The sequence below is a fragment of the Williamsia serinedens genome (assembly GCF_024171725.1).
GTDB classification, from domain to species: Bacteria; Actinomycetota; Actinomycetes; order Mycobacteriales; family Mycobacteriaceae; genus Williamsia_A; species Williamsia_A serinedens.
This window is the reverse complement of record NZ_JAMTCG010000004.1, coordinates 502485-521683: the sequence shown is the minus strand read 5'-3', so window position 1 is coordinate 521683 and position 19199 is coordinate 502485. Positions and strand designations below refer to the sequence as shown.

Here is a 19199-nt window from a genome sequence, read left to right as displayed (position 1 = left end):
CGGCTCCATCCCCTCGCACACCCCACCCAGGAAGGCCGTTCCAGTGACGCCTGACAGCATCGTCCGCGTCGACGACGAGAAGACAGCTCCCGCAGCCGATCTCGGATCCGAACACGACTTCGACTCCGTGCAGGACGTCATCGCCCGGTTCGGCGAGACGGGCTACATCATCGACGAGCGTCTCGCGACCACGGTCTTCCTGCAGACCCGGCTGGACAAGCCGGTGCTGCTCGAGGGACCGGCCGGGGTGGGCAAGACCGAACTGGCGAAGGCGCTGGCGCAGGTCACGGGGCGCCGGCTGCTCCGCCTGCAGTGCTACGAGGGCCAGGACGAGACGAAGGCCCTCTACGAGTGGGACTACGGCAAGCAACTGCTCTACACGCAGGTGCTCAAGGAGAAGATCGGCCAGCTCGTCGCGGACGCGGAGTCCCTGGGTGAGGCGGTGGACCGGATCTCGGCACAGGAGAGCGTGTTCTTCTCCGAACGCTTCCTCGCCCCTCGGCCACTGCTGGAGGCGATCCGTTCGCCCGAACCGGTCGTGTTGCTCGTCGACGAGGTCGACCGCGCCGACGAGGCCCTCGAGGCGGTGCTCCTGGAACTGCTCGGCGAGAACCAGGTGTCGGTGCCGGAGATCGGTACGTTCTCGGCGACGGTCCGGCCGTACGTCGTGCTGACGTCGAACAACACGCGCGACCTGTCGGCGGCGCTCAAACGTCGCTGTCTGCACAACTTCCTGGGGTATCCGACGGCCGACCGCGAACTCGAGATCGTGGTCTCCAAGCAAACCGGGCTCGCGGAGACCCTCGCCGCGCAACTCGTCGACGTCGTCCGCGGTCTGCGCGACCTCGACCTGCGCAAGTCGCCGAGCATCTCCGAGACCGTCGACTGGGCGCGGACGCTGGCGGTGCTCGGCGCCACCGAGCTGACCCCGAAGCTGCTCAACGACACCGTCTCGGTGGTGGTGAAGTACGACAAGGACGTCACCAAGGCCACGTCCGTCATCCCGGGGCTCGTCGATCCGAACGCGGTGATCGACGAGCACACCCACGGGCACCATCACGGACACGGAAGCCACACGCACGGGGACCACACACACGGGCCAGGGCACCACCACGACCACGACCACCACGACGACGCCGGCCCGTCAGGCCAGGCGATCCGCGCCGCCAAGGACACCCCCGGCAGAGACGGCGACAACTATTACGGGGGCAGCGCCGGGGCGAGATCCTCACCGGCGGTGGCGTCGCCCCGGAAGTCCTCCTTCGCGCGCGGGTTCGGGCCGAAGAAGTCGACGTCCTCGGCCGGGGACTGATCGGTGGAGCAGAGCCTGCACCGGTTCGTCCGTCTGCTGCGCCTGCGTGGTCTGCGGATCTCCACCCCCGAGACCGTCGACGCGATGAACGCCGCAGCCGTGCCGGGGGTGCTCGCGAACCGGTCGCTCCTCAAGGAGGCGCTGCGGACCGCGCTCGTGAAAGACGTCGACGGTGACGCCTTCTACGACGCCGTCTTCGATCTCTTCTTCGCGCTCGTCCGTGTCCAGCCGTCCACCGACGACCACGGCCACACCCACAGTCACGACGACCTGTCCGACGACGGGGTCCTCGAGCAGTTCACGCTCTCGGACGAGCCGGGTCAGCTCCCACAGCAGGGGCACGAACACGGGGCACCGTCGGACATCCGGGAGTACTTCGACCCCGACGACCTCGCGACGCAGTACAACCTGCACCAGGAGGCCAACAAGATCGACCTCGCCTCGATGACCGACGAGATCGTCTTCTCGCAGGACGCCGTGTCGGTCCTGGGTGAGGGGAACCGGGTACAGATCGAGACCGACCACCTGCGGGGCGCGTCCGCCCCGGGTGACATCTCCACCTCCAGCGGCACACGCGTCGACGCCGATCTGTCCGTCGCCCAGCAGGACGCCCTCTTCGGGTGGCTCGACGACGTGCCCGACGATGCCCAGACCGACGGTCTCGACGCAGCGGCGGACCTGCGCAGGCGATTGGCCGGTGTGTTGGAGAACCTGCCTGCCGCGCTGAAACGACACCTGGAATCGCTGCTGGCACTGGACAGTCGGGTGGTGGAGGGACACGGGGACGACGCCGTCGCCACCGTGGACCATGTCGGAGAGCAGGAACGCGCGGAGCTCGAGGAGGTACTGCGGCGCCTGACCGCGAGTCTGCACGGTGCGCTCACACACCGCCGCCGAGCCGGCGCGCGGGGACGGGTCGACTCGTCTCGGACGATGCGGCACAACATGCGCTACGACGGGGTCCCGTTCCACCCGGTCACCGTCGCACGCAGCGAGGACAAGCCCCGGTTGGTGCTGCTGGCCGACGTCAGCCTGTCGGTCCGCGCCACCGCCCGGTTCACGCTGCATCTCGTGCACGGCCTGCAGGACCTGGTGAGTCAGGTGCGGACCTTCGTCTTCGTCTCCGAGCTCGCCGAGGTGACCGACCTGTTCAGCGACCACTCCGTGGAGAAGGCACTGGGCCTGGTCTTCGGCGGCGACGTGATCGACGTCGACGCCAACTCCGACCACGGCGCCGCGTTCGGACAGTTCCTCGACGAGCACGGCAACGCGGTGAGCCGGCGGACGACGGTGCTCGTGTTGGCCGACGGCCGCAGCAACGGCCTGAACCCGAACGTCGAGGCGTTCGCCGAGATCTCGCGACGGGCCCGCGAGACCATCTGGCTCACACCGGAACCCCGGTACTCGTGGGGACTCGGTTCCTGCGATCTGCCGCTCTACGCCGAGCACTGTCAGCGAGTGCGCGTCGTACGCGATCTCACCGGACTCTCCAGCACCGCCGACGCACTGGCAACCGAACAGGTAGGACGATGACCACCCTCACCCACGTCGAGACCCCAGCCCGACAGAGCCGCTTCACCCGGGACGAGCTGCCGCGGCTGGCGGCGATCGTCGGCTTCATCGTGGCCCTGCACGTCATCGGGTGGGGGCTGTTCACCCACTACAACGCCATCCCCAGGATCCACGGGCTGACCGGTTCGGACGGGAGCCTCGTCTACGCCGGCGCCGGTCTGCTCGCCTACACCCTCGGAATGCGTCATGCGTTCGACGCCGACCACATCGCGGCGATCGACGACACGACCCGCTATCTCCTGCAGAAGGGCCGGCGGCCGCTGGCGGTCGGTCTCTTCTTCTCGCTGGGTCACTCGACCGTGGTCCTGGTGTTCGTCACCGCCATCGCTGTCGTCGCCGCGAAGGCCACGGCATTCCAGGAGGCCTTCGCGGGGCCCGGCGGGATCGTGGGCACCCTGGTCTCCGGGACGTTCCTGTACCTCATCGCCGGCTTGAACGTCGTCGTCCTGGTCGGGATCGTCAAGGTGTGGCGCGGCGCCGCCGCCGGCCGCTTCTCCGACGAGACACTGGACGAGCTCCTCGCCAAGCGGGGACTGATGAACCGCCTCTTCCGCGGTCGGTACGCGAATCTCATCAACCACTCGTGGCAGATGTATCCGCTGGGTCTGCTGTTCGGACTGGGGTTCGACACGGCGACGCAGGTCGGTCTCTTGGCGATCGCCGGCACGTCGGCCATCGCGGGAGGACTGCCGCCGCTCGCGATCATCGCGCTGCCCATCCTCTTCGCGGCGGGGATGTCGACGATGGACACCATCGACGGGATCGTCATGTCGAAGGCCTACGGCTGGGCGTTCGTCACGCCTGCACGCAAGATCTACTACAACATCACCATGACCGGCCTCTCGGTGTTCCTCGCGTTCGTGGTCGGGACCGTCGAACTGCTGTCGTTGATGGGTGAGCAGTTCGGTCTCGCCGGGGGCATCTGGGATGCCGCGGGCGCGGTGGACCTCGAGCACGTCGGTGAGTTCGTCGTCGGCACCTTCGTGGTGGTGTGGGTCGTGGCCGTCGTCTACTACAAGGTGGCGGGTGTCGACGACCGTTTCCCGCCGGGTGACGGCGGCTGACCCGACCGTGCGCCTGTGCGGCCGGGGGCGGCCCCACCTGCCCGAACGGGCAGGTCCGCCAGCGGAGTTCGGCTGTAAGCTGGATCACATGCGTTCTCGACTGGCGCCGGCACATGCGCAGTCGGTCACCCGTGTGGCCGGCCCCTTCGCCGAGGAGGGTCGCGTGGTCAAGTTCCACGCCCCCGAGATCGTGTTCGGCGTCGACTCGACGGTCGAGGCGGCACACGCGGCTCGTCGACTGGGCGGGTCCCGGCCCCTGTTGGTGACCGATCCGGGGCTCGTCGAGGCCGGATGGGTGCGCGAGGTGCAGGCACATCTGCGTGGCTGTGGTCTCGAGCCGACGGTGTGGAGTGGGCTCACCGCGAACCCGAAGGACCACGAGATCACCGACGGCCACCGCGTCTACGAACAGGCCGGGTGCGACGTCCTGGTGGCGCTCGGCGGGGGATCGGTGATGGATGCGGCGAAGGGGATCGCCATCCTCGCCGGACACGGCGGGCACATCCTCGACTTCGAGGGTGTGGACCGGGTGACCGGGCCCATCCCGCCTCTCGTGATGCTGCCGACCACCGCGGGGACCGGTGCCGACGTCTCCCAGTTCTGCATCGTCACCGACACCACGCGCGGCACCAAGATCACCATCCTGGGTCGCGCGCTCGTACCCGACATCACGGTGATCGACCCGCGTCTGCTCACGACGATGCCCGAGTGGTTGAGTGCGGCAACGGGACTGGATGCACTCACGCACGGCGTCGAGGCGTTCGTGTCGCGCGCCCACAACCCACTCACCGACCACCACGCCCTCCGGGCGGTCAACACCGTGGTGGGGACGCTCGACGCGAGCATCTCCGACCCGTGGGGGGTCAGGACGCGATCGGTGATGGCACAGGCCAGCCTCGATGCGGGTCTGGCGTTCACCAACGCCATCCTCGGGGCCGCACATGCGCTGAGCCACCAGGTCGGCGGGCTCCTGGACCTCCCGCACGGTGTCATCAACGGCGTCCTGCTGCCGCACGTGATCAGGTTCAACGCCGCGACAGACCCGACGCCGTTCGTGACGATCGCCGACGGGCTCGGGCTCGACGAGGCGCAGGGTCCGCCGGACGAGGCCGCCCTGGCAGTCGCCGACGCGGTGGAGGAGCTGGCCCGGTCGGTGGGGGTGCCGCGACGGCTCGGGCAGCTGGGCGTTCAGGAGTCCGACATACCGCGGCTGGCCACGTCGGCGCTGCGAGACGCCTGCATGGCCACCAACCCCCGGCCGGTCGGGCTCGCGGACGCGGAGGCGCTGTTCCGTGCCGCCCTCTGAGCTGCGGGACGTCTCCGACCTGGTGGCGGCGATACCCGACCAGGCGGACCTGACCCGACTGACCGGACTGCGCACCGGGAAGTCGACCTTCTACACGCAGTACCGCGGCGCCACCGAGCGCCTGCAACGAACGGTGTCGTCCCTGGGCCTGATCGCGGAGGCCCTCGTGCGCACGTCGGAAGGACCCGAACGGCTGATCTGTTCGGTGGTGGAGGCCGCGCGCGTCCACCTCGAGGCCCGGTGGACGGTCTTCGCGCTCGCCGACGGTGAGTTCGTCGACGCCGGACCCCGGCGGCTGGTCCTCGGGCCCGACGGCACCCCGTTCCTCGTCGGCGACGTGGAGGGTCCGCCGCTGCCCGAGGACGTCCTCGACCGCCTCGATCGCATCCGGCGTTCGGAGGTGGACGCAGAGGTCGTCGCGACGGCCGGATCCGTCTGTGTGCCCCTCGCGCTCGACGGTCGACACGTCGGCGCTCTCGCCGCCTGGACGCAGCGTCCGCTCGACGCGACCGATGTGTCCGTGGTCAGCATCCTGGCGTCCCAGACGGCCGTCGCGCTGCACAATTCCGCGGTGCTGGAGCATGTTCGTCGTACCGCGGTCGACCTCGAGTGTCGGAACGCCGAACTCGTCGCGACGCAGCGCGAACTCGGTGCAGCGCAGCGCAACCGGGTGCTCGACGAGGAGCGTCATCGGATGGCCCGGGAACTGCACGACAGCGTGACCCAGGCCGTCCTGTCGGCCGGGATGCAGATCGAGGTGTGCCGCAGTGACATCCCCGACGACGAACGGCGAGATCGGTTGGACGTCGCCAAGGACCTCACCCGCCGAGCCGTCGACCAGTTGCGTTCTGCCATCTACGCGTTGGAACACGCCGCCGACGACAAGAAGTCGGCCCTGCCCGACATGCTGGCGCGGCTCGGCGTCGTGCACATGCCCGGCGATCTGGAGGTCACGGTGGAGGTGACGGGTACACCCGTGGAACTGCCGGGCGACCTGGACCACGCGTTGCTCCGCGTGGCCGGAGAGGCACTGTTCAACACGGCGGTGCACGCCGATGCGACACATGCCCGCGTCCAACTCGGATACGAACACGACCGCGTCCGGCTCGCCGTCGACGACGACGGCTCCGGCGAACCCGGCGCGCTCCGCTCGATGCTCGCGGTGTCGAGTCGGCGCGACATCGGCGGACTGCATCGGGGTCTGGCGAACATGGCCGGACGCGTGGCCGACGTCGGTGGCGAGTTCCGCGTCCGTCGATCGCGGCTGGGCGGCGTGCGGGTGGTCGCGACCATCCCGATCGGCGCCGGTCCTCTCGTCCCCGAAGCGGTGGGGGACGAGTCGTGACGACGATCGCCCTCGTGGACGACCACGCCATTCTGCGCGAGGGTCTGCGGTCGGTCCTGGAACGTGAACCCGATCTGACGGTGGTGGGTGAGGCGGCCACGAAGGAAGAGGCCGCGGTCATGGCCGGCCATCACACGCCCGACGTGGTGCTCATCGACCTGAAACTCTCTGCTGGAGCGGATTTCGAGGGACTCGCACTCTGCGCGGAGCTGTCTCGATCGCACCCGTCCATGGGTCTCCTGGTCCTCACGACATCTCTGGACGAGAGGCTCGTGGTGGAGGCGGTGCACGCCGGGGCGCGGGGCTATGTCGTCAAGGACGTCGACACCACCGAGTTGGTGCGTGCGATCCGGGCGGTGTCGCGGGGCGAGTCGGCCTTCGACTCACGCAGCGCCGCGGCGATGGTGCGATCGGTGGCCGGTGGAACTATCGCGGACACCCGACTCAGTGAGCGCGAGCTCGAGGTGCTCCGACTGCTGGCGGCCGGACAGTCCAACGCCCAGATCGGGGCATCCCTGTACATCTCACCCACCACCGCCAAGTTCCACATCAGCAACATCATGCGGAAACTGGGTGTGCGACGTCGTGCCGAGGCGGTCTACGAGGCGAGCAAGTCCGGTCTCATCTGAGCGGTGGGTCATCCCACGTCGATCACCAGCCACCCGCCGTGATGGTCGAACACGATGTAATCCACGCCCAGTTCCGACCCGATGCAGTGCAGCGATGCGCGGTCGAAGGACCGCACGTGCCCGTGGCAGAGTTCCGGCGCGGCCTCGTACGGCACCGCGACGACGACGCGTCGCCGGGCGACGCGGCACGCCTCGCGCAGAACACGCATGCCTGTGCCGTGGTCGACGTGCTCGAGGAGGTGGAGTGCGGTGACCGTGTCGACCATGCCGTCGGGGAAGGGCAGGTCGGCCGCGTCGCAGGCGCGGGTGACGACCGGGACCCCGATGCGCCGCGAGGTCCGGGCGAGGAGTTCCATCGTGGCCCGGTGGACGTCGGTGGCGATGACGGAACGGTCGGGATCGGCGAGCGCGAGCTGGAGCGGGAAGAAGCCGAAGCAGGAACCGAGGTCGAGGACCGACCCGGTGGTCAGATCCGCGGCGCGGCGGTGAACGGGCGCGAACGCGGCGGTGCCGTCCAGCAGTTCGGCGAGCGAGTTGCGGTAGAAGGTGGCCCAGGCCTCGTGAGGATCGTCGACGGTGGTGCGGACGAGACCCACCATGGCCGTCTCGAACTCGGCGCGACCCCCGCCGGCTGCCGTCACCACCGATGTCACGCTGTCGACCAGGCTGTCGGCGAGATGCCGGGCGGCGAGGTTGTGGCGCACCACGATCCGTCGATCCTCGCTGTAGGCGGTGACCGACCGCGTCGGCAGGGAGGTGTCGCGGCGGACGATCGTGCGCCCTCGCTGCCAGACACCCGGAGACGCGGGTGCGAGACAGTCGAGCTCGACGGTGCTGCGCGGTGCGTGGGTGGCCATGGTGCTCTTCTCTCGCGCGGGGCCGGACGGTCGGGAGATCTCGGGCCACGGTAGGAACGCTCCCGCGAGCGCGATGGGGAGTTCGTCAGACGTCGACCGGACGGTCGACGAGAACGCACTGTCAGGGCGGGTGGCCGGCCTGCCCGATCGGGTGGGTCGGCGTTCCGAACGGTGGGTTCGCGTTCGACCTGCGACGACAACGCCGCGGCCACTCCTACGGTGAGCGCACACGACCACCGATCGAGAGGAATCATGATGGCCGAGAACACTGTTGCCACCGGCGTCGACGCACGCGAGTCGGCGGTCGAGGTCCCCGCCGCCGACCTGGTGTCGGAGAGCCTCGTCGAGGAGGTCTCGATCGACGGTATGTGCGGGGTCTACTGAGATGGCGTCGCCCGCCGCCCTCGGGTTCGACGCGTCGATCGCCTGGGTGCTCGACCCGCGGGTGGCGGTGCGACCCGAGCCGTTCGGCGCCCTGCTCTATCACTTCGGTACGCGCCGGTTGTCGTTCCTCAAGAGCCTCGCTCTCGTCGAACTCGTCCGCTCCCTCGGCGACCACCCGACGGCCGCAGAGGCCGTGATGTCCTCCGGCATCGCGACCGAGGATCGTTCGGTCCACCTCGCCGCGCTCGCATCGCTCGCCGCCACGCGAACCATCGTCCCCGTGGACACCGACCAGGAGATCTCATGACCTCGATGCTCGACCGCCCCGCTTCTCAACCGGTTCCGCGTCTGGTGGATCAGTTCGAGCGCGGCCTGGATGCGCCGATCTGCCTGACGTGGGAGCTGACGTATGCCTGCAACCTGGCGTGTGTGCACTGCCTGTCGTCGTCGGGCAAGCGCGACCCCCGCGAGCTGTCCACCGAGCAGTGCAAGGCCATCATCGACGAGTTGCAGCGGATGCAGGTGTTCTACGTCAACATCGGTGGCGGGGAGCCGACGGTGCGGTCGGACTTCTGGGAGTTGGTCGACTACGCGACGGAGCATCAGGTGGGGGTGAAGTTCTCCACCAACGGGTTACGGATCACCCCGGAGGTGGCGGCCCGGTTGGCGGCGTCGGATTACGTGGACGTGCAGATCTCGCTCGACGGGGCCACCGCGGAGGTCAACGACGCGGTGCGGGGTGCGGGGTCGTTCGACATGGCGGTGCGTGCGCTGCAGAATCTCGCCGACGCCGGGTTCCGCGACGCCAAGATCAGTGTCGTCGTCACCCGTCACAACGTGTCGCAGCTCGACGAGTTCAAATCTCTCGCGGATCGTTTCGGGGCGACGTTGCGGATCACGCGGTTGCGTCCGTCGGGTCGGGGTGCGGATGTGTGGGATGACCTGCACCCGCGGCCGGAACAGCAACGCGCCCTCTATGACTGGCTGGTCGCCCATGGGGAGGGTGTGTTGACCGGGGACTCGTTCTTCCACCTGTCCGCGTTCTCCGACGGCTCACCCGGCGGTGCGTTGCCGGGGTTGAACCTGTGCGGTGCGGGACGGGTGGTGTGCCTCATCGACCCGGTGGGCGATGTGTATGCGTGTCCGTTCGCGATCCACGAGAACTTCCTCGCCGGCAACGTCACCGAGCCCGGTGGCTTCCGGGAGGTGTGGCAGCACTCGGAGCTGTTCACCGAACTGCGGGAACCGCAGAGCGCCGGCGCGTGCGCGTCGTGCAACCACTACGACTCCTGTCGTGGCGGGTGCATGGCGGCGAAGTTCTTCACCGGCTTGCCGTTGGACGGCCCGGACCCTGAATGCGTGCAGGGCTACGGGGAGTCGCTGCTCGCCGGCGACCGCAGCACGCCGACGCCGAACAAGGACCACTCCCGTGGCGTGCCCCTACAGCTCATGACCCGACCCCCGTCGCGGGACTGCGACGAGAACCCCCTCGCGGGCTTCGCCCGCTGACGACCACACCGCGGGCTTCGCCCGCTGACCTCTCCACGAAAGCAGTTGATCACCCATGTCGAATCCCTGGTTCGAGACCGTTCTCGAGGCGCAGCGTCGCGCGAAGAAGCGCCTGCCGAAGTCGGTGTATTCCTCGCTCGTCGCGGGTAGCGAGAAGGGAGTCACTCTCGCCGACAACGTGGAGGCGTTCTCCGAGATCGGGTTCGCGCCGCATGTCGTCGGTGCGCACGCCGACCGCGAGTTGTCGACGTCGGTGATGGGCCAGGAGATCTCGCTGCCGGTGATCATCTCGCCGACCGGCGTGCAGGCGGTGGACAAGGAAGGCGAGGTCGCCGTCGCCCGCGCAGCCGCCTCCCGCGGCACGGCGATGGGTCTGTCGAGCTTCGCCAGCCGGGCGATCGAGGACGTCACCGCTGTCAACGACAGCATTTTCTTCCAGGCCTATTGGCTGAACTCGAGGGAGGACATCCTGCGGCGAGCCGAGCGTGCCCGCGCGGCCGGGGCGAAGGGTCTGATCGTCACCACCGACTGGTCGTTCTCCATGGGGAGGGACTGGGGGTCGCCGGAGATCCCGGAGAAGGTCGACGTCAAGGCGCTGCTGAAGTTGGCCCCGGAGATCGCGATGCGCCCGCGGTACCTGTGGGACTGGTTCAACAAGGGCAAGCCCGTCATCCCCGATCTCACCGCCCCGAACGTCGTCGACCAGGGCCAGAAGGGCCCGACGTTCTTCGGTGCGTACGGGCAGTGGATGCAGACCGCGCCGCCGTCGTGGGAGGACCTGGCCTGGCTGCGGGAACAGTGGGACGGGCCGTTCATGGTCAAGGGCATCACTCGGCTCGACGATGCGCGTCGTGCGGTGGACATCGGTGCGACGGCGATCTCGGTGTCGAACCACGGCGGCAACAACCTGGACGGGACGCCGGCCTCGATCCGCATGCTGGGACCGATCGCCGACGCCGTCGGTCACGACGTCGAGGTACTGCTCGACGGCGGTGTCCGCCGCGGCAGTGACGTGGTCAAGGCCGTGGCGCTCGGTGCGCGTGCGGTGATGATCGGCCGCGCCTACCTGTGGGGTCTTGCGGCCAACGGCCAGGCCGGCGTGGAGAACGTCCTCGACATCATGCGCGGCGGCATCGACTCCGCACTGATGGGACTGGGCCGCAAGAGCATCCACGAACTCACCCGCGACGACCTCGTCATGCCCGAGGGCTTCGAGAAGCGATTCGGACACGACGCTGTCCGCTGACGGCCCGGCGAGTTCCGGTGTCCTACCCGACGGATTCTGTGTCGAGGTCGATCGCAGCGGGTTCGTCGTGGTCGACCCGTGGCTCATCGGCGGATGGCCCCTGCGGACGGTGCGCCTGGACCAGACGACCTCACGGTTGGCGAGGCGGGATCGGTTCGTCGTGGGCGACCCCGCGTCGGCGCGGTTCGCGCGGACGCTCATCGAGCTGGGTGTCGCGACCCCGATCGTGCGGTCCGGCAGGACGGGGATCGCGGTGACCGTCGTCGTGCCCGTACGCGACGACGCGGCGGGTCTCGACCGGCTCCTGCGATCGGTGCGGGACACGCCGGTCATCGTGGTGGACGACGCATCCGCGATCCCGGTGCGGGTCGACGTCGACGTGCATCCGTCGGTCACCGTGATCAGGCTGCCCGTGAATCGTGGTCCGGGGGCGGCGCGGGTGGTCGGTGCGCGTGCGGCGGGCACTCCGCTCGTGGCGTTTCTCGACTCGGATGTCGTCGCCGAAGCCGGTTGGCTCGACCACCTGCTCCCGCATTTCGACGACCCCCTCGTCGACATCGTCGCGCCCCGCGTACTCGCCGACACCGGCAGCGACGGCGTCGTTGCGCGATACGACGCCGCGACCAGCTCACTCGATCGCGGCGACCGGCTGTGTCGTGTCGCACCGCACACGGCGGTCACCTTCGTGCCCGGTGCGGCGATGGTGGTCCGCAGCACGTGGGCGACGGCGTGGGATGAGGATCTGCGCATCGGTGAGGACGTCGACCTGTGTTGGCGTGTGGTCGCCGCCGGTCGAGCCGTCCAGTTCGTGCCCACGGCGCGGGTCCGACACCAGCACCGGCGTACCGGTCTCCTCGGGGTGCTGCGTCGTCGCCATCAGTACGGCACAGGGACGTGCGGTCTTGCCCGGAGGCACCGCGCAGCGGGGGCGCCGATCGAGCTGACGCCGCTGACAGCAGCGGTCCTGCTCGCCGCGACCGGCCTCCCGTGGCACATCCGCGCAGCCGCCGGTGTGATCGGGCTGGCGACGGACCACCGCCACCACCGGCGCCTCGTCGCACAGACACCCGTCGCGAGCGCCGTCGCGACGCGTGTGGTGGCACGGGCTGCACCCCACGCGCTGAGGCATCTCGCATCGCTGGCGGTCCGCGTCTACGCGCCGGTCGCGGTTGCCGTCGCGGTGGTGTCACCCGTGTCCCGCCGATGGGCAGCAGTGGCGATCGCCGCGGACCTCGTCCTGCGGACACGGGACGCGGTGACGCCGGCCTCCCACGGCGCCGGGAAGCGAGCCGTCGACGTCGTGGCGTTCCCCGTCATCGGTCTGCTCGACGACCTCGCCTACTGCGCCGGCGTCTGGAGCGGCGCCGTTCGCGCGAGGTCGGTGGCCGGTCTGCTGCCGACCGTCCGACCTCGCGCGCGGACGGCTCAGGTCGCCGGGGCGGTGAACATCCCGACGACCTCGCGGTGGAACGCGTCGAGGTCGTCGGGGCCGGCGAGGTCGCGGTCGAGTTCGCTGACGCGGTACCACTCGGCCGCGTCCTCGTAGCGGACGCGAACCGTGGCGTGCGCAGAATCGTCGCAGTCGCAGACGATCTCGACCGATCCGGTGATGACTCCGACCTCGTCGGTCATGACGGCACCGGGGGTGACGGTGGTGACGGTAAACAGTTCGGGCACGGTGGATCCTCTCAGCAGGCGTCGAGTGCGGCGGACAGTGCGGACTTCTCGGAGGACTGGAGGCTCAGGCCCCACGCGTCCTTCGAGCCGATCCACATGCGGGCGTAGGTGCATCGGTAGGACGTGAGCGTCGGCTGCCACGTGGACGGGTCCTGGTCGCCCTTGCTGCGATTCGCACTCGCCGACACCGCGATCAGCTGTGCGTGCTGCAGGTCGTTGGCGAACGCCTGCCGCCGCGCCGTCGTCCACGACGCCGCACCCGACCGCCACGCCTCGGCCAGTGGCACGACGTGGTCGATGTCGACGTCGGAGGCCGCGGTCAGCGTCGCCCCGTCGTAGGGCGAGTACCAGCGGCCGGACGTCGGGTAACAGTCGCTGCCGGTGACGACGCTGGTGCCGTCGCGCTTCAGGACGGTCTCGCGGGTGTCGCAGGTGCCGGACTGGGCGATCCAGTGGGGGAACAGGTCACGCGAGTACCCGGACATCGAGCCCTCGGCGGCAACGGTCAGCCCCGCGAGCATCGATCGCGCGGTCGACGCCGACGGGATGTCGGGTGGTGTGGCGCCGGCCGGTCCGGCGACGAGAGTCGTTGCCGACGTGGCGAACACGACCAGCAGGGCGGCAAGGAGCCGCCCGCGTGACAGCAAGGGCATGGGTTGTGGATCCTTCGCGTCGTCCCCCGTCGTCCCCCTTGTCGCGGACGCTAGGGACCTCGGATGCACGGACAGTTGCATCGACACGAATGGTGTGCGAACTAACGGAATGGCCGAATGCCGCCGGTGCCGAGCAGCGCGTGGCAGGCTGGTCGGCATGACTGACGAGCACGACGGTGTGCGGGTGACGACGGCTGCGGGTGTCCTGCGGGGAGCGCGGGTGCCGGTGGGGGACAGCACCGTCCACGCGTTCCTGAACATCCCGTACGCCGCGCCGCTGGTGGGGGAGGCGCGGTTCGCCGCCCCGGCTCCCGTCCACCCGTGGGACGGCGAGCGCGACGCGACGGCGCACGGCCCGACCCCGCCGCAGACGCCGTACGTCGCACCGTTCGATCAGTTGCTGCCGGCCTCGGTCTCGCCGGGTGACGAGTCGCTGAACCTGTCGGTCTGGACGCCCGACCCCGGCGCCCGCGGGCTGCCGGTGATGGTGTGGATCCACGGTGGCGCGTTCGTCCGCGGCGCCCACAGCATCCCGACCTACGACGGGGCGGCGTTCGCGCGCGACGGTGTCGTCATGGTCGGCATCAACTACCGCCTGGGCGCGCTCGGGTTCCTCAGCCTCCCCGGCGCGCCGGACAATCGGGGCCTGCTCGACCAGATCGCCGCGCTGCGGTGGGTGCAGGACAACGTCGCCGCGTTCGGCGGAGACCCGGACCGCGTCACCGTCTTCGGGGAGTCGGCCGGCGCGATGAGCATCGCGTCGCTGCTGGCGTCACCGCTCGCCGCGGGCCTCTTCCGTCGCGCGGTCGTCCAGAGCGGCAGCGGGGCGGCCGCGGCCGAGGTCGCCGACGCGCGTCTCGTCACCGCCGACTTCACCGAGCGGTTCAGCCTGCCGCCCACCGTGTCCGGCGTCGCCCAGCTCGACACCGACACGATCCTCAAGGCCCAGACCGACCAGACGGTCGCGCTGATGACCGATCCGAACCCGCAGCGATGGGGTCGCTCCATCGTGTCTCGCGGGCTCGGGATCATGGCGCTGTTCCCCACGATCGACGGTACCGTGCAGGAGCAGCTGCCGATCGACGCGCTGCGCGGCGGCGCGGGCACCGGTGTAGACGTGCTCGTCGGCACGACGCGCGACGAGTTCCGTTTCTTCCTCGTGCCGACCGGGGTCGCCGGTGGTGTGACCGAGGAGCTGCTGCCGGCGGTGTTCGCGCGTTTCGGCATGGACGGCGACGCGGCGTCGGTCTACTCGGGCAACCGTCCCGGCGCGACCCCCGGGGACGTCCTGTGTGCCGCACTCACCGACCACGCGTTCCGGTCGGGCAGCGCCGACATCGTCGACGCGATCGCCGCGCGCGACGGGCAGTCGGCGTGGCAGTACGAGTTCGCCTGGCCCACACCGGTGCGCGACCTGCGCTCGGCGCATGCGCTCGAGCTGCCGTTCGTCTTCGACACCCTCGACCGAACCGCGGCGATGACGGGCCCCGAGGCGCCGCAGTGGCTGGCCGACGACGTCCACGCGACCTGGGTCCGGTTCGCGACCACCGGCGATCCCGGCTGGGACGCGGTACGTCCGGACTCACCTCGCCCTGTCCGCACCTTCGGCGACCCCGACCTCGCGCCCGACGCCGTCGTGCACGACCCCCGCGCCGACGAACTCCCCCTCACCGGAGTCCGCTGACGCCGATCCGTAGCGATGTTTCCCGCTGAGCGGGAACGATCACTACGCCTGTGTGATCGGCACGAAGTGCTCGACGGTGGGGAACGGGTCGTAGAAGCGGTGCAGCAGTTCCTTCCGCCGCGTGTGGCCGGATGACCCTCGGAAGCCGCCGGTGTGCGCCTCGACGGATTCCCACCGGACGAGCAGCAGATAGGTGTCGGGCGACTCGATCGACCGGAGCAGCTCGAGCCCGCCGAACCCGGGCGATGCAGCGATGACGTGCCGCGCCTCGTCGAACGCGGCCTCGAACTCGTCGGCGCGATCGGGATCGACGGGCAGCAACGCGTGTTCGGTGATCACCGATTGATCGTCGTCGATACGGGCGAAAATCCGGTCGACGACGGGTCGCGTCCGGCCGTACGGTTCCCGCCTGTGGAGATCAGGCGACTCACCGGCGACGACTGGGCGGAGTACCGCGCGTTCCGGATCTCCGCTGCGATCGAGTCGCCCCACGCGTTCGGGGCCACTCCCGAGGACATGGCCGCTCGCCCCGACCAGTCGTGGCGGTCGCTCCTCGAGGCGCACCGCGATCCACACGGCGTCGCTCTCGTCACCGTCGACGGTGCGCGGTGGATCGGTTCGATGCGCGCACACGTCGCGGACGGCGTGGCCTGGGTCTACAGCGTCTATGTCATCCCGGACGAACGTCGATCGGGTGTGGCGTCCGCGCTTATGACCGAGCTCGTCGCGTGGTCTGCACAGCACGCGCCGTCGGCCATGCTCCACGTCGCCGAGACGAACGACCGCGCCCGGCGCCTCTACGAGCAGTTCGGCTTCGCGCCCACCGGCGTCACCGTGCAGAACCCCGCCTACCCGTCGTTGACTGAACTGGCGATGCGACTGCCGCTGCATCCGTGATCTGGACGCACGAGGAGGCGGTTGTTCCCGCTGGCCGGGAAGAACCGCCTGAAACCGGGATCCGATCTGTGCCACGGTGGATCGGTGAGCATCCCGAGCCTCGAGGAGATCCTGGACACCGCGCAGGTGGTGGCGTTGCCGATGCGAGAACGGTTCCGCGGCATCACGACCCGCGAGGTGATGGTGTTCCGCGGGCCGGCCGGATGGGGTGAGTTCGGACCGTTCCCCGAGTACGACGACGCCGAGGCGGCCTGGTGGTTGGCGGCCGGGATCGAGGCTGCGTGGCAGGGCCCTCCGTCGCCGCTCCGCGACAGCGTCGAGGTCAACGCGACCGTCCCGGCCGTCCCCGCCGACGACGTCGCAGCCATCCTCGACCGCTTCCCGGGCGCGACGACGGCGAAGGTCAAGGTCGCCGAACCGGGGGACACCCTCGACGACGAGGTGCGGCGCGTCGCGGCCGTCCGCGACCGCGTCCCGAACGTCCGTGTCGACGCGAACGGGAAGTGGACTCCGCAGCAGGCGATCTCGACGATCCGCGAGCTCGGCGAGCTGCAGTACGCGGAACAACCGTGCGCCACCGTCGAGGAGCTGGCGGCGGTTCGCGCCGCCGTCGACACCCCGATCGCGGCCGACGAGAGCATCCGTCGCGCCGAGGACCCGCTGCGGGTGGTCCGCGCGGGCGCGGCCGACGTCGCCGTGGTCAAGGTCGCACCGCTGGGTGGGATGCGACGGGTCCTCGCGATCGCCGCCGACATCGACCTCGACATCGTCGTGTCGAGCGCACTGGACTCGGCCGTCGGCATGGCCGCGGGTGTCTCCTGCGCCGCGGCCCTCCCCGGCGAGACCCTCGCCTGTGGGCTGGGCACCGGGACGATGTTCACCCGCGACGTCGCGACGCCGTTCGTCCCGGTCGACGGTCGGGTCCACCCGCGCCTCGTCGCCCCCGACGACGACCTCCTGCTCGCCGACCCCGTCCGCGCGACGTGGTGGCGCGAGCGGCTGACCCGGACCCACGCCCTGCTCGCGGCTGGACACGCCGCGTCGGAGTGGGCGCGAGTGTGACCTGGTAGACACCGGCCGCCTCCAAAGATACGATTCTTCGTATCTGTTCCAATGGAGGTGCATGAGATGACGGCCACGACGTTCCGGGCTCCGACCGACAGCGGCTTGAAGGAGGTCCCGCTCCAGAAGAAGAACGGGGTCATGGCCGTGCTGCAGATGCGCCACGACCCGTTCGGATTCCAGCGCAAGCGCCTCGCCGAGTTCGGCAAGATCTCGGCGCTGAAGATGTTCGGGCGCGACTGGGTCGTCGCCTCGGGGCCGGAGGCCACCGAGCAGGTCCTGATGAACAAGGACAAGGCGTTCGCGAACGGCCCGGCGTGGACGTTCCTCATCGGACCGTTCTTCAACCGGGGCGTCATGCTGCTCGACTTCGACGAGCACCGCAGCCACCGGCTGATCCTCCAGCAGGGCTTCAACCCGGCCGTGCTGAAGAAGTACATGGCGCTGATGCAGCCGATGATCGCCCAGCGCATGCAGACCTTTCCGACCGGTCAGGTCGAGCTGTTCCACGAGTTCAAGGCGCTCACGCTGGACGTCGCCCTCGAGGTGTTCCTCGGCCTCGAACTGCCCAAGGCCGAGGCCGATCGCATCAACAAGGCGTTCCTCGAGACGGTGCAGGCCGGCGTCGCGGTGATCCGCAAGCCGATCCCGGGCACCCGCTGGGGCAAGGGGATCCGCTCGCGCAAGATCCTCGAGGACTTCTTCTACTCGCACATCCCGGCCAAGCGGGCCACCAAGACCGACGACCTGTTCTCGGTGCTGTGCCACGCGGAGAGCGAGGAGGGCAAGACCTTCTCCGACGAGGACATCGTCAACCACATGATCTTCGTGCTCATGGCCGCGCACGACACGTCGACGATCTCGATGACCCAGATGTGCTACCGGATGGCGAAGTCGCCGGAGTGGCAGCGCCGCGCCCGCGAGCAGTCGCTGGCGATGGACTCGGAGCTGTCGTACGACGACCTGGGCAAGTTGACCGAGCTCGACCTGATCTTTAAGGAGTCGCTGCGGATGTGCACCCCGGTGCCCGCCCATCCGCGCGCCGCGGTGAAGGACACCCAGATCCAGGGCTACTTCGTGCCGAAGGGCACCTTCGTCTCGCTGACGGCTCTCAGCGACCACTACGACCCGGAGATCTACAGCGATCCGTGGCGCTTCGATCCCGAACGCTTCGGTCCCGACCGGGCCGAGGACAAGAAGCACCGGATGGCGTGGCACCCGTTCGGCGGTGGCGTGCACAAGTGCATCGGCCTGTACTTCGGGCAGATGGAGATCAAGACGATCATGCATCAGCTGCTGCGGAACTACGAATGGTCGGTGCCCGACGACTACACGCTGCCTATGAACTACAGCTCGCTGCCGATCCCGAAGGACGGGTTCCCCGTGACGCTGCGGAAGCGATGAGCCGCAAGACCCGCAACACCGACGACCCGGAGCTCCAGGAGGAGGCGATCCTCACCGCCGCCGCGCAGGAGTTCACCGAGGTCGGGGTCCGCAAGGCATCGGTCGACGAAATCGCCCGCCGCGCCGAGGTGTCGCGCAGCACGCTCTATCGGCGCTTCCCGAACAAGGAGTCGTTGCTGGTGGCCGTGGCCACCCGTCTCTACAAGGACGGGATGGCCCAGATGGAGCAGGCGATCGTGGGCCTCACGCCACCGGAGGCGATCGCCGAGGCGTTCGCCGTCGGCGCGCAGCTCATCCTGAAGGATCCGCTGATGCACCGGCTCGTCGTCGACGACCTCGAGATGAAGGGCATCACGTCGTCGTCGGTCACGTCGATGTTCATCGACGCGGTCACCGCGCGCACCGTCCGCGCGTTGCGCGGGGTGGGGGCGGTGCGCCCCGACCCCGACCTCACCGACGCCGTCGAGATCATCGTCCGACTTGTCATCTCACAGCTCGAGGTCCCGGGGTCGGAGGAGAAACAGGAACCCGAGTACGTCCGCGCCTTCGCGGCCAAACATCTGTCCCCCATGGTGTGGTGACGCGCCGCGCGCGCACC

Annotated in this window: 19 protein-coding genes; 16 read left to right on the top strand and 3 right to left on the bottom strand. The window is 69.4% G+C overall.

All coding sequences use genetic code 11. The features are described 5' to 3' along the window. Window positions 1-43 precede the first annotated feature (43 nt). The 6 genes from LX12_RS13245 to LX12_RS13220 all read left to right on the top strand — a co-directional run bounded on the left by LX12_RS13245 (window position 44) and on the right by LX12_RS13220 (window position 7228). On the top strand, window positions 44-1312 hold the full coding sequence (locus LX12_RS13245) for an AAA family ATPase (protein WP_372505007.1): 1269 nt from the start codon (window positions 44-46) through the stop codon (window positions 1310-1312). Between the two features lie 3 nt (window positions 1313-1315). Next, a complete protein-coding gene (locus LX12_RS13240) occupies window positions 1316-2845 on the top strand; it encodes a VWA domain-containing protein (protein WP_253655007.1) in 1530 nt (509 codons plus the stop codon). Next, a complete protein-coding gene (gene nicT, locus LX12_RS13235; RefSeq protein ID WP_253655006.1) occupies window positions 2842-3948 on the top strand; it encodes a Nickel transporter NicT in 1107 nt (368 codons plus the stop codon). The genes LX12_RS13240 and nicT overlap by 4 nt, the downstream gene beginning before the upstream one ends. A gap of 88 nt (window positions 3949-4036) precedes the next feature. Next, window positions 4037-5254 (top strand): iron-containing alcohol dehydrogenase, encoded by a 1218-nt coding sequence (locus LX12_RS13230; protein WP_253655005.1) that lies wholly within the window; start codon window positions 4037-4039, stop codon window positions 5252-5254. Next, a complete protein-coding gene (locus LX12_RS13225) occupies window positions 5241-6599 on the top strand; it encodes a MadS family sensor histidine kinase (RefSeq protein WP_308214006.1) in 1359 nt (452 codons plus the stop codon). The genes LX12_RS13230 and LX12_RS13225 overlap by 14 nt, the downstream gene beginning before the upstream one ends. After that, a complete protein-coding gene (locus tag LX12_RS13220) occupies window positions 6596-7228 on the top strand; it encodes a MadR family response regulator transcription factor (RefSeq protein ID WP_253655004.1) in 633 nt (210 codons plus the stop codon). Before LX12_RS13225 ends, LX12_RS13220 begins: the two co-directional genes overlap by 4 nt. A gap of 8 nt (window positions 7229-7236) precedes the next feature. On the opposite strand, the gene mftM is transcribed toward LX12_RS13220, so the two are convergent. Then, entirely contained in the window at window positions 7237-8085 is an 849-nt protein-coding gene (gene mftM, locus LX12_RS13215) for a mycofactocin oligosaccharide methyltransferase MftM (RefSeq protein ID WP_253655003.1), read from the bottom strand. Window positions 8086-8340: 255 nt separating this feature from the next. Here mftM and mftA point away from each other — a divergent pair, with 255 nt between their 5' ends. The 5 genes from mftA (at window position 8341) to mftF (ending at window position 12770) form a co-directional block, all read left to right on the top strand. After that, window positions 8341-8469, top strand: coding sequence for a mycofactocin precursor MftA (gene mftA / locus LX12_RS13210; protein ID WP_253655002.1), 129 nt, complete (start codon window positions 8341-8343; stop codon window positions 8467-8469). Window position 8470: 1 nt separating this feature from the next. After that, entirely contained in the window at window positions 8471-8776 is a 306-nt protein-coding gene (gene mftB, locus LX12_RS13205; RefSeq protein ID WP_253655001.1) for a mycofactocin biosynthesis chaperone MftB, read from the top strand. After that, window positions 8773-9978: a mycofactocin radical SAM maturase gene (mftC, locus tag LX12_RS13200; RefSeq protein ID WP_253655000.1), complete on the top strand. Its 1206-nt coding sequence runs from the start codon at window positions 8773-8775 to the stop codon at window positions 9976-9978. Before mftB ends, mftC begins: the two co-directional genes overlap by 4 nt. Before the next feature lie 55 nt (window positions 9979-10033). Next, window positions 10034-11224, top strand: coding sequence for a pre-mycofactocin synthase MftD (gene mftD, locus LX12_RS13195; RefSeq protein WP_253654999.1), 1191 nt, complete (start codon window positions 10034-10036; stop codon window positions 11222-11224). A 67-nt stretch (window positions 11225-11291) separates the two neighbouring features. After that, window positions 11292-12770, top strand: coding sequence for a mycofactocin biosynthesis glycosyltransferase MftF (gene mftF / locus LX12_RS13190; protein WP_253654998.1), 1479 nt, complete (start codon window positions 11292-11294; stop codon window positions 12768-12770). 142 nt (window positions 12771-12912) lie between these two features. Here the strand turns inward: mftF and LX12_RS13185 are convergent, their stop codons facing one another. After that, a complete protein-coding gene (locus LX12_RS13185; RefSeq protein ID WP_253654997.1) occupies window positions 12913-13554 on the bottom strand; it encodes an HNH endonuclease family protein in 642 nt (213 codons plus the stop codon). A 157-nt stretch (window positions 13555-13711) separates the two neighbouring features. On the opposite strand from LX12_RS13185, the gene LX12_RS13180 reads away from it, so the two are divergent. Beyond that, on the top strand, window positions 13712-15238 hold the full coding sequence (locus LX12_RS13180) for a carboxylesterase/lipase family protein (protein WP_253654996.1): 1527 nt from the start codon (window positions 13712-13714) through the stop codon (window positions 15236-15238). A 42-nt stretch (window positions 15239-15280) separates the two neighbouring features. On the opposite strand, the gene LX12_RS13175 is transcribed toward LX12_RS13180, so the two are convergent. Beyond that, window positions 15281-15577, bottom strand: coding sequence for an antibiotic biosynthesis monooxygenase family protein (locus LX12_RS13175; protein WP_253654995.1), 297 nt, complete (start codon window positions 15575-15577; stop codon window positions 15281-15283). A gap of 72 nt (window positions 15578-15649) precedes the next feature. Here LX12_RS13175 and LX12_RS13170 point away from each other — a divergent pair, with 72 nt between their 5' ends. The 4 genes from LX12_RS13170 to LX12_RS13155 all read left to right on the top strand — a co-directional run bounded on the left by LX12_RS13170 (window position 15650) and on the right by LX12_RS13155 (window position 19182). Continuing rightward, on the top strand, window positions 15650-16135 hold the full coding sequence (locus LX12_RS13170) for a GNAT family N-acetyltransferase (protein WP_253654994.1): 486 nt from the start codon (window positions 15650-15652) through the stop codon (window positions 16133-16135). A gap of 84 nt (window positions 16136-16219) precedes the next feature. Next, entirely contained in the window at window positions 16220-17197 is a 978-nt protein-coding gene (locus LX12_RS13165) for an o-succinylbenzoate synthase (protein WP_372505005.1), read from the top strand. A 66-nt stretch (window positions 17198-17263) separates the two neighbouring features. Beyond that, the gene (locus tag LX12_RS13160) at window positions 17264-18601 is read left to right on the top strand and encodes a cytochrome P450 (protein ID WP_253654993.1); all 1338 of its coding nucleotides are present in this window, start codon (window positions 17264-17266) and stop codon (window positions 18599-18601) included. Next, a complete protein-coding gene (locus tag LX12_RS13155; RefSeq protein WP_253654992.1) occupies window positions 18598-19182 on the top strand; it encodes a TetR/AcrR family transcriptional regulator in 585 nt (194 codons plus the stop codon). Before LX12_RS13160 ends, LX12_RS13155 begins: the two co-directional genes overlap by 4 nt. Window positions 19183-19199: the final 17 nt, after the last annotated feature.

What these genes read in the sequence shown, in the direction of transcription:
- LX12_RS13230 (WP_253655005.1), top strand. Translation starts at nt 4,037, where the DNA reads ATGCGTTCTCGACTGGCGCCGGCACATGCGCAGTCGGTCACCCGTGTG.
- LX12_RS13155 (WP_253654992.1), top strand. Translation starts at nt 18,598, where the DNA reads ATGAGCCGCAAGACCCGCAACACCGACGACCCGGAGCTCCAGGAGGAG.
- nicT (WP_253655006.1), top strand. Translation starts at nt 2,842, where the DNA reads ATGACCACCCTCACCCACGTCGAGACCCCAGCCCGACAGAGCCGCTTC.
- mftD (WP_253654999.1), top strand. Translation starts at nt 10,034, where the DNA reads ATGTCGAATCCCTGGTTCGAGACCGTTCTCGAGGCGCAGCGTCGCGCG.
- mftC (WP_253655000.1), top strand. Translation starts at nt 8,773, where the DNA reads ATGACCTCGATGCTCGACCGCCCCGCTTCTCAACCGGTTCCGCGTCTG.
- mftB (WP_253655001.1), top strand. Translation starts at nt 8,471, where the DNA reads ATGGCGTCGCCCGCCGCCCTCGGGTTCGACGCGTCGATCGCCTGGGTG.
- LX12_RS13160 (WP_253654993.1), top strand. Translation starts at nt 17,264, where the DNA reads ATGACGGCCACGACGTTCCGGGCTCCGACCGACAGCGGCTTGAAGGAG.
- mftM (WP_253655003.1), bottom strand. Translation starts at nt 8,085, where the DNA reads ATGGCCACCCACGCACCGCGCAGCACCGTCGAGCTCGACTGTCTCGCA.
- mftA (WP_253655002.1), top strand. Translation starts at nt 8,341, where the DNA reads ATGGCCGAGAACACTGTTGCCACCGGCGTCGACGCACGCGAGTCGGCG.
- LX12_RS13180 (WP_253654996.1), top strand. Translation starts at nt 13,712, where the DNA reads ATGACTGACGAGCACGACGGTGTGCGGGTGACGACGGCTGCGGGTGTC.
- LX12_RS13185 (WP_253654997.1), bottom strand. Translation starts at nt 13,554, where the DNA reads ATGCCCTTGCTGTCACGCGGGCGGCTCCTTGCCGCCCTGCTGGTCGTG.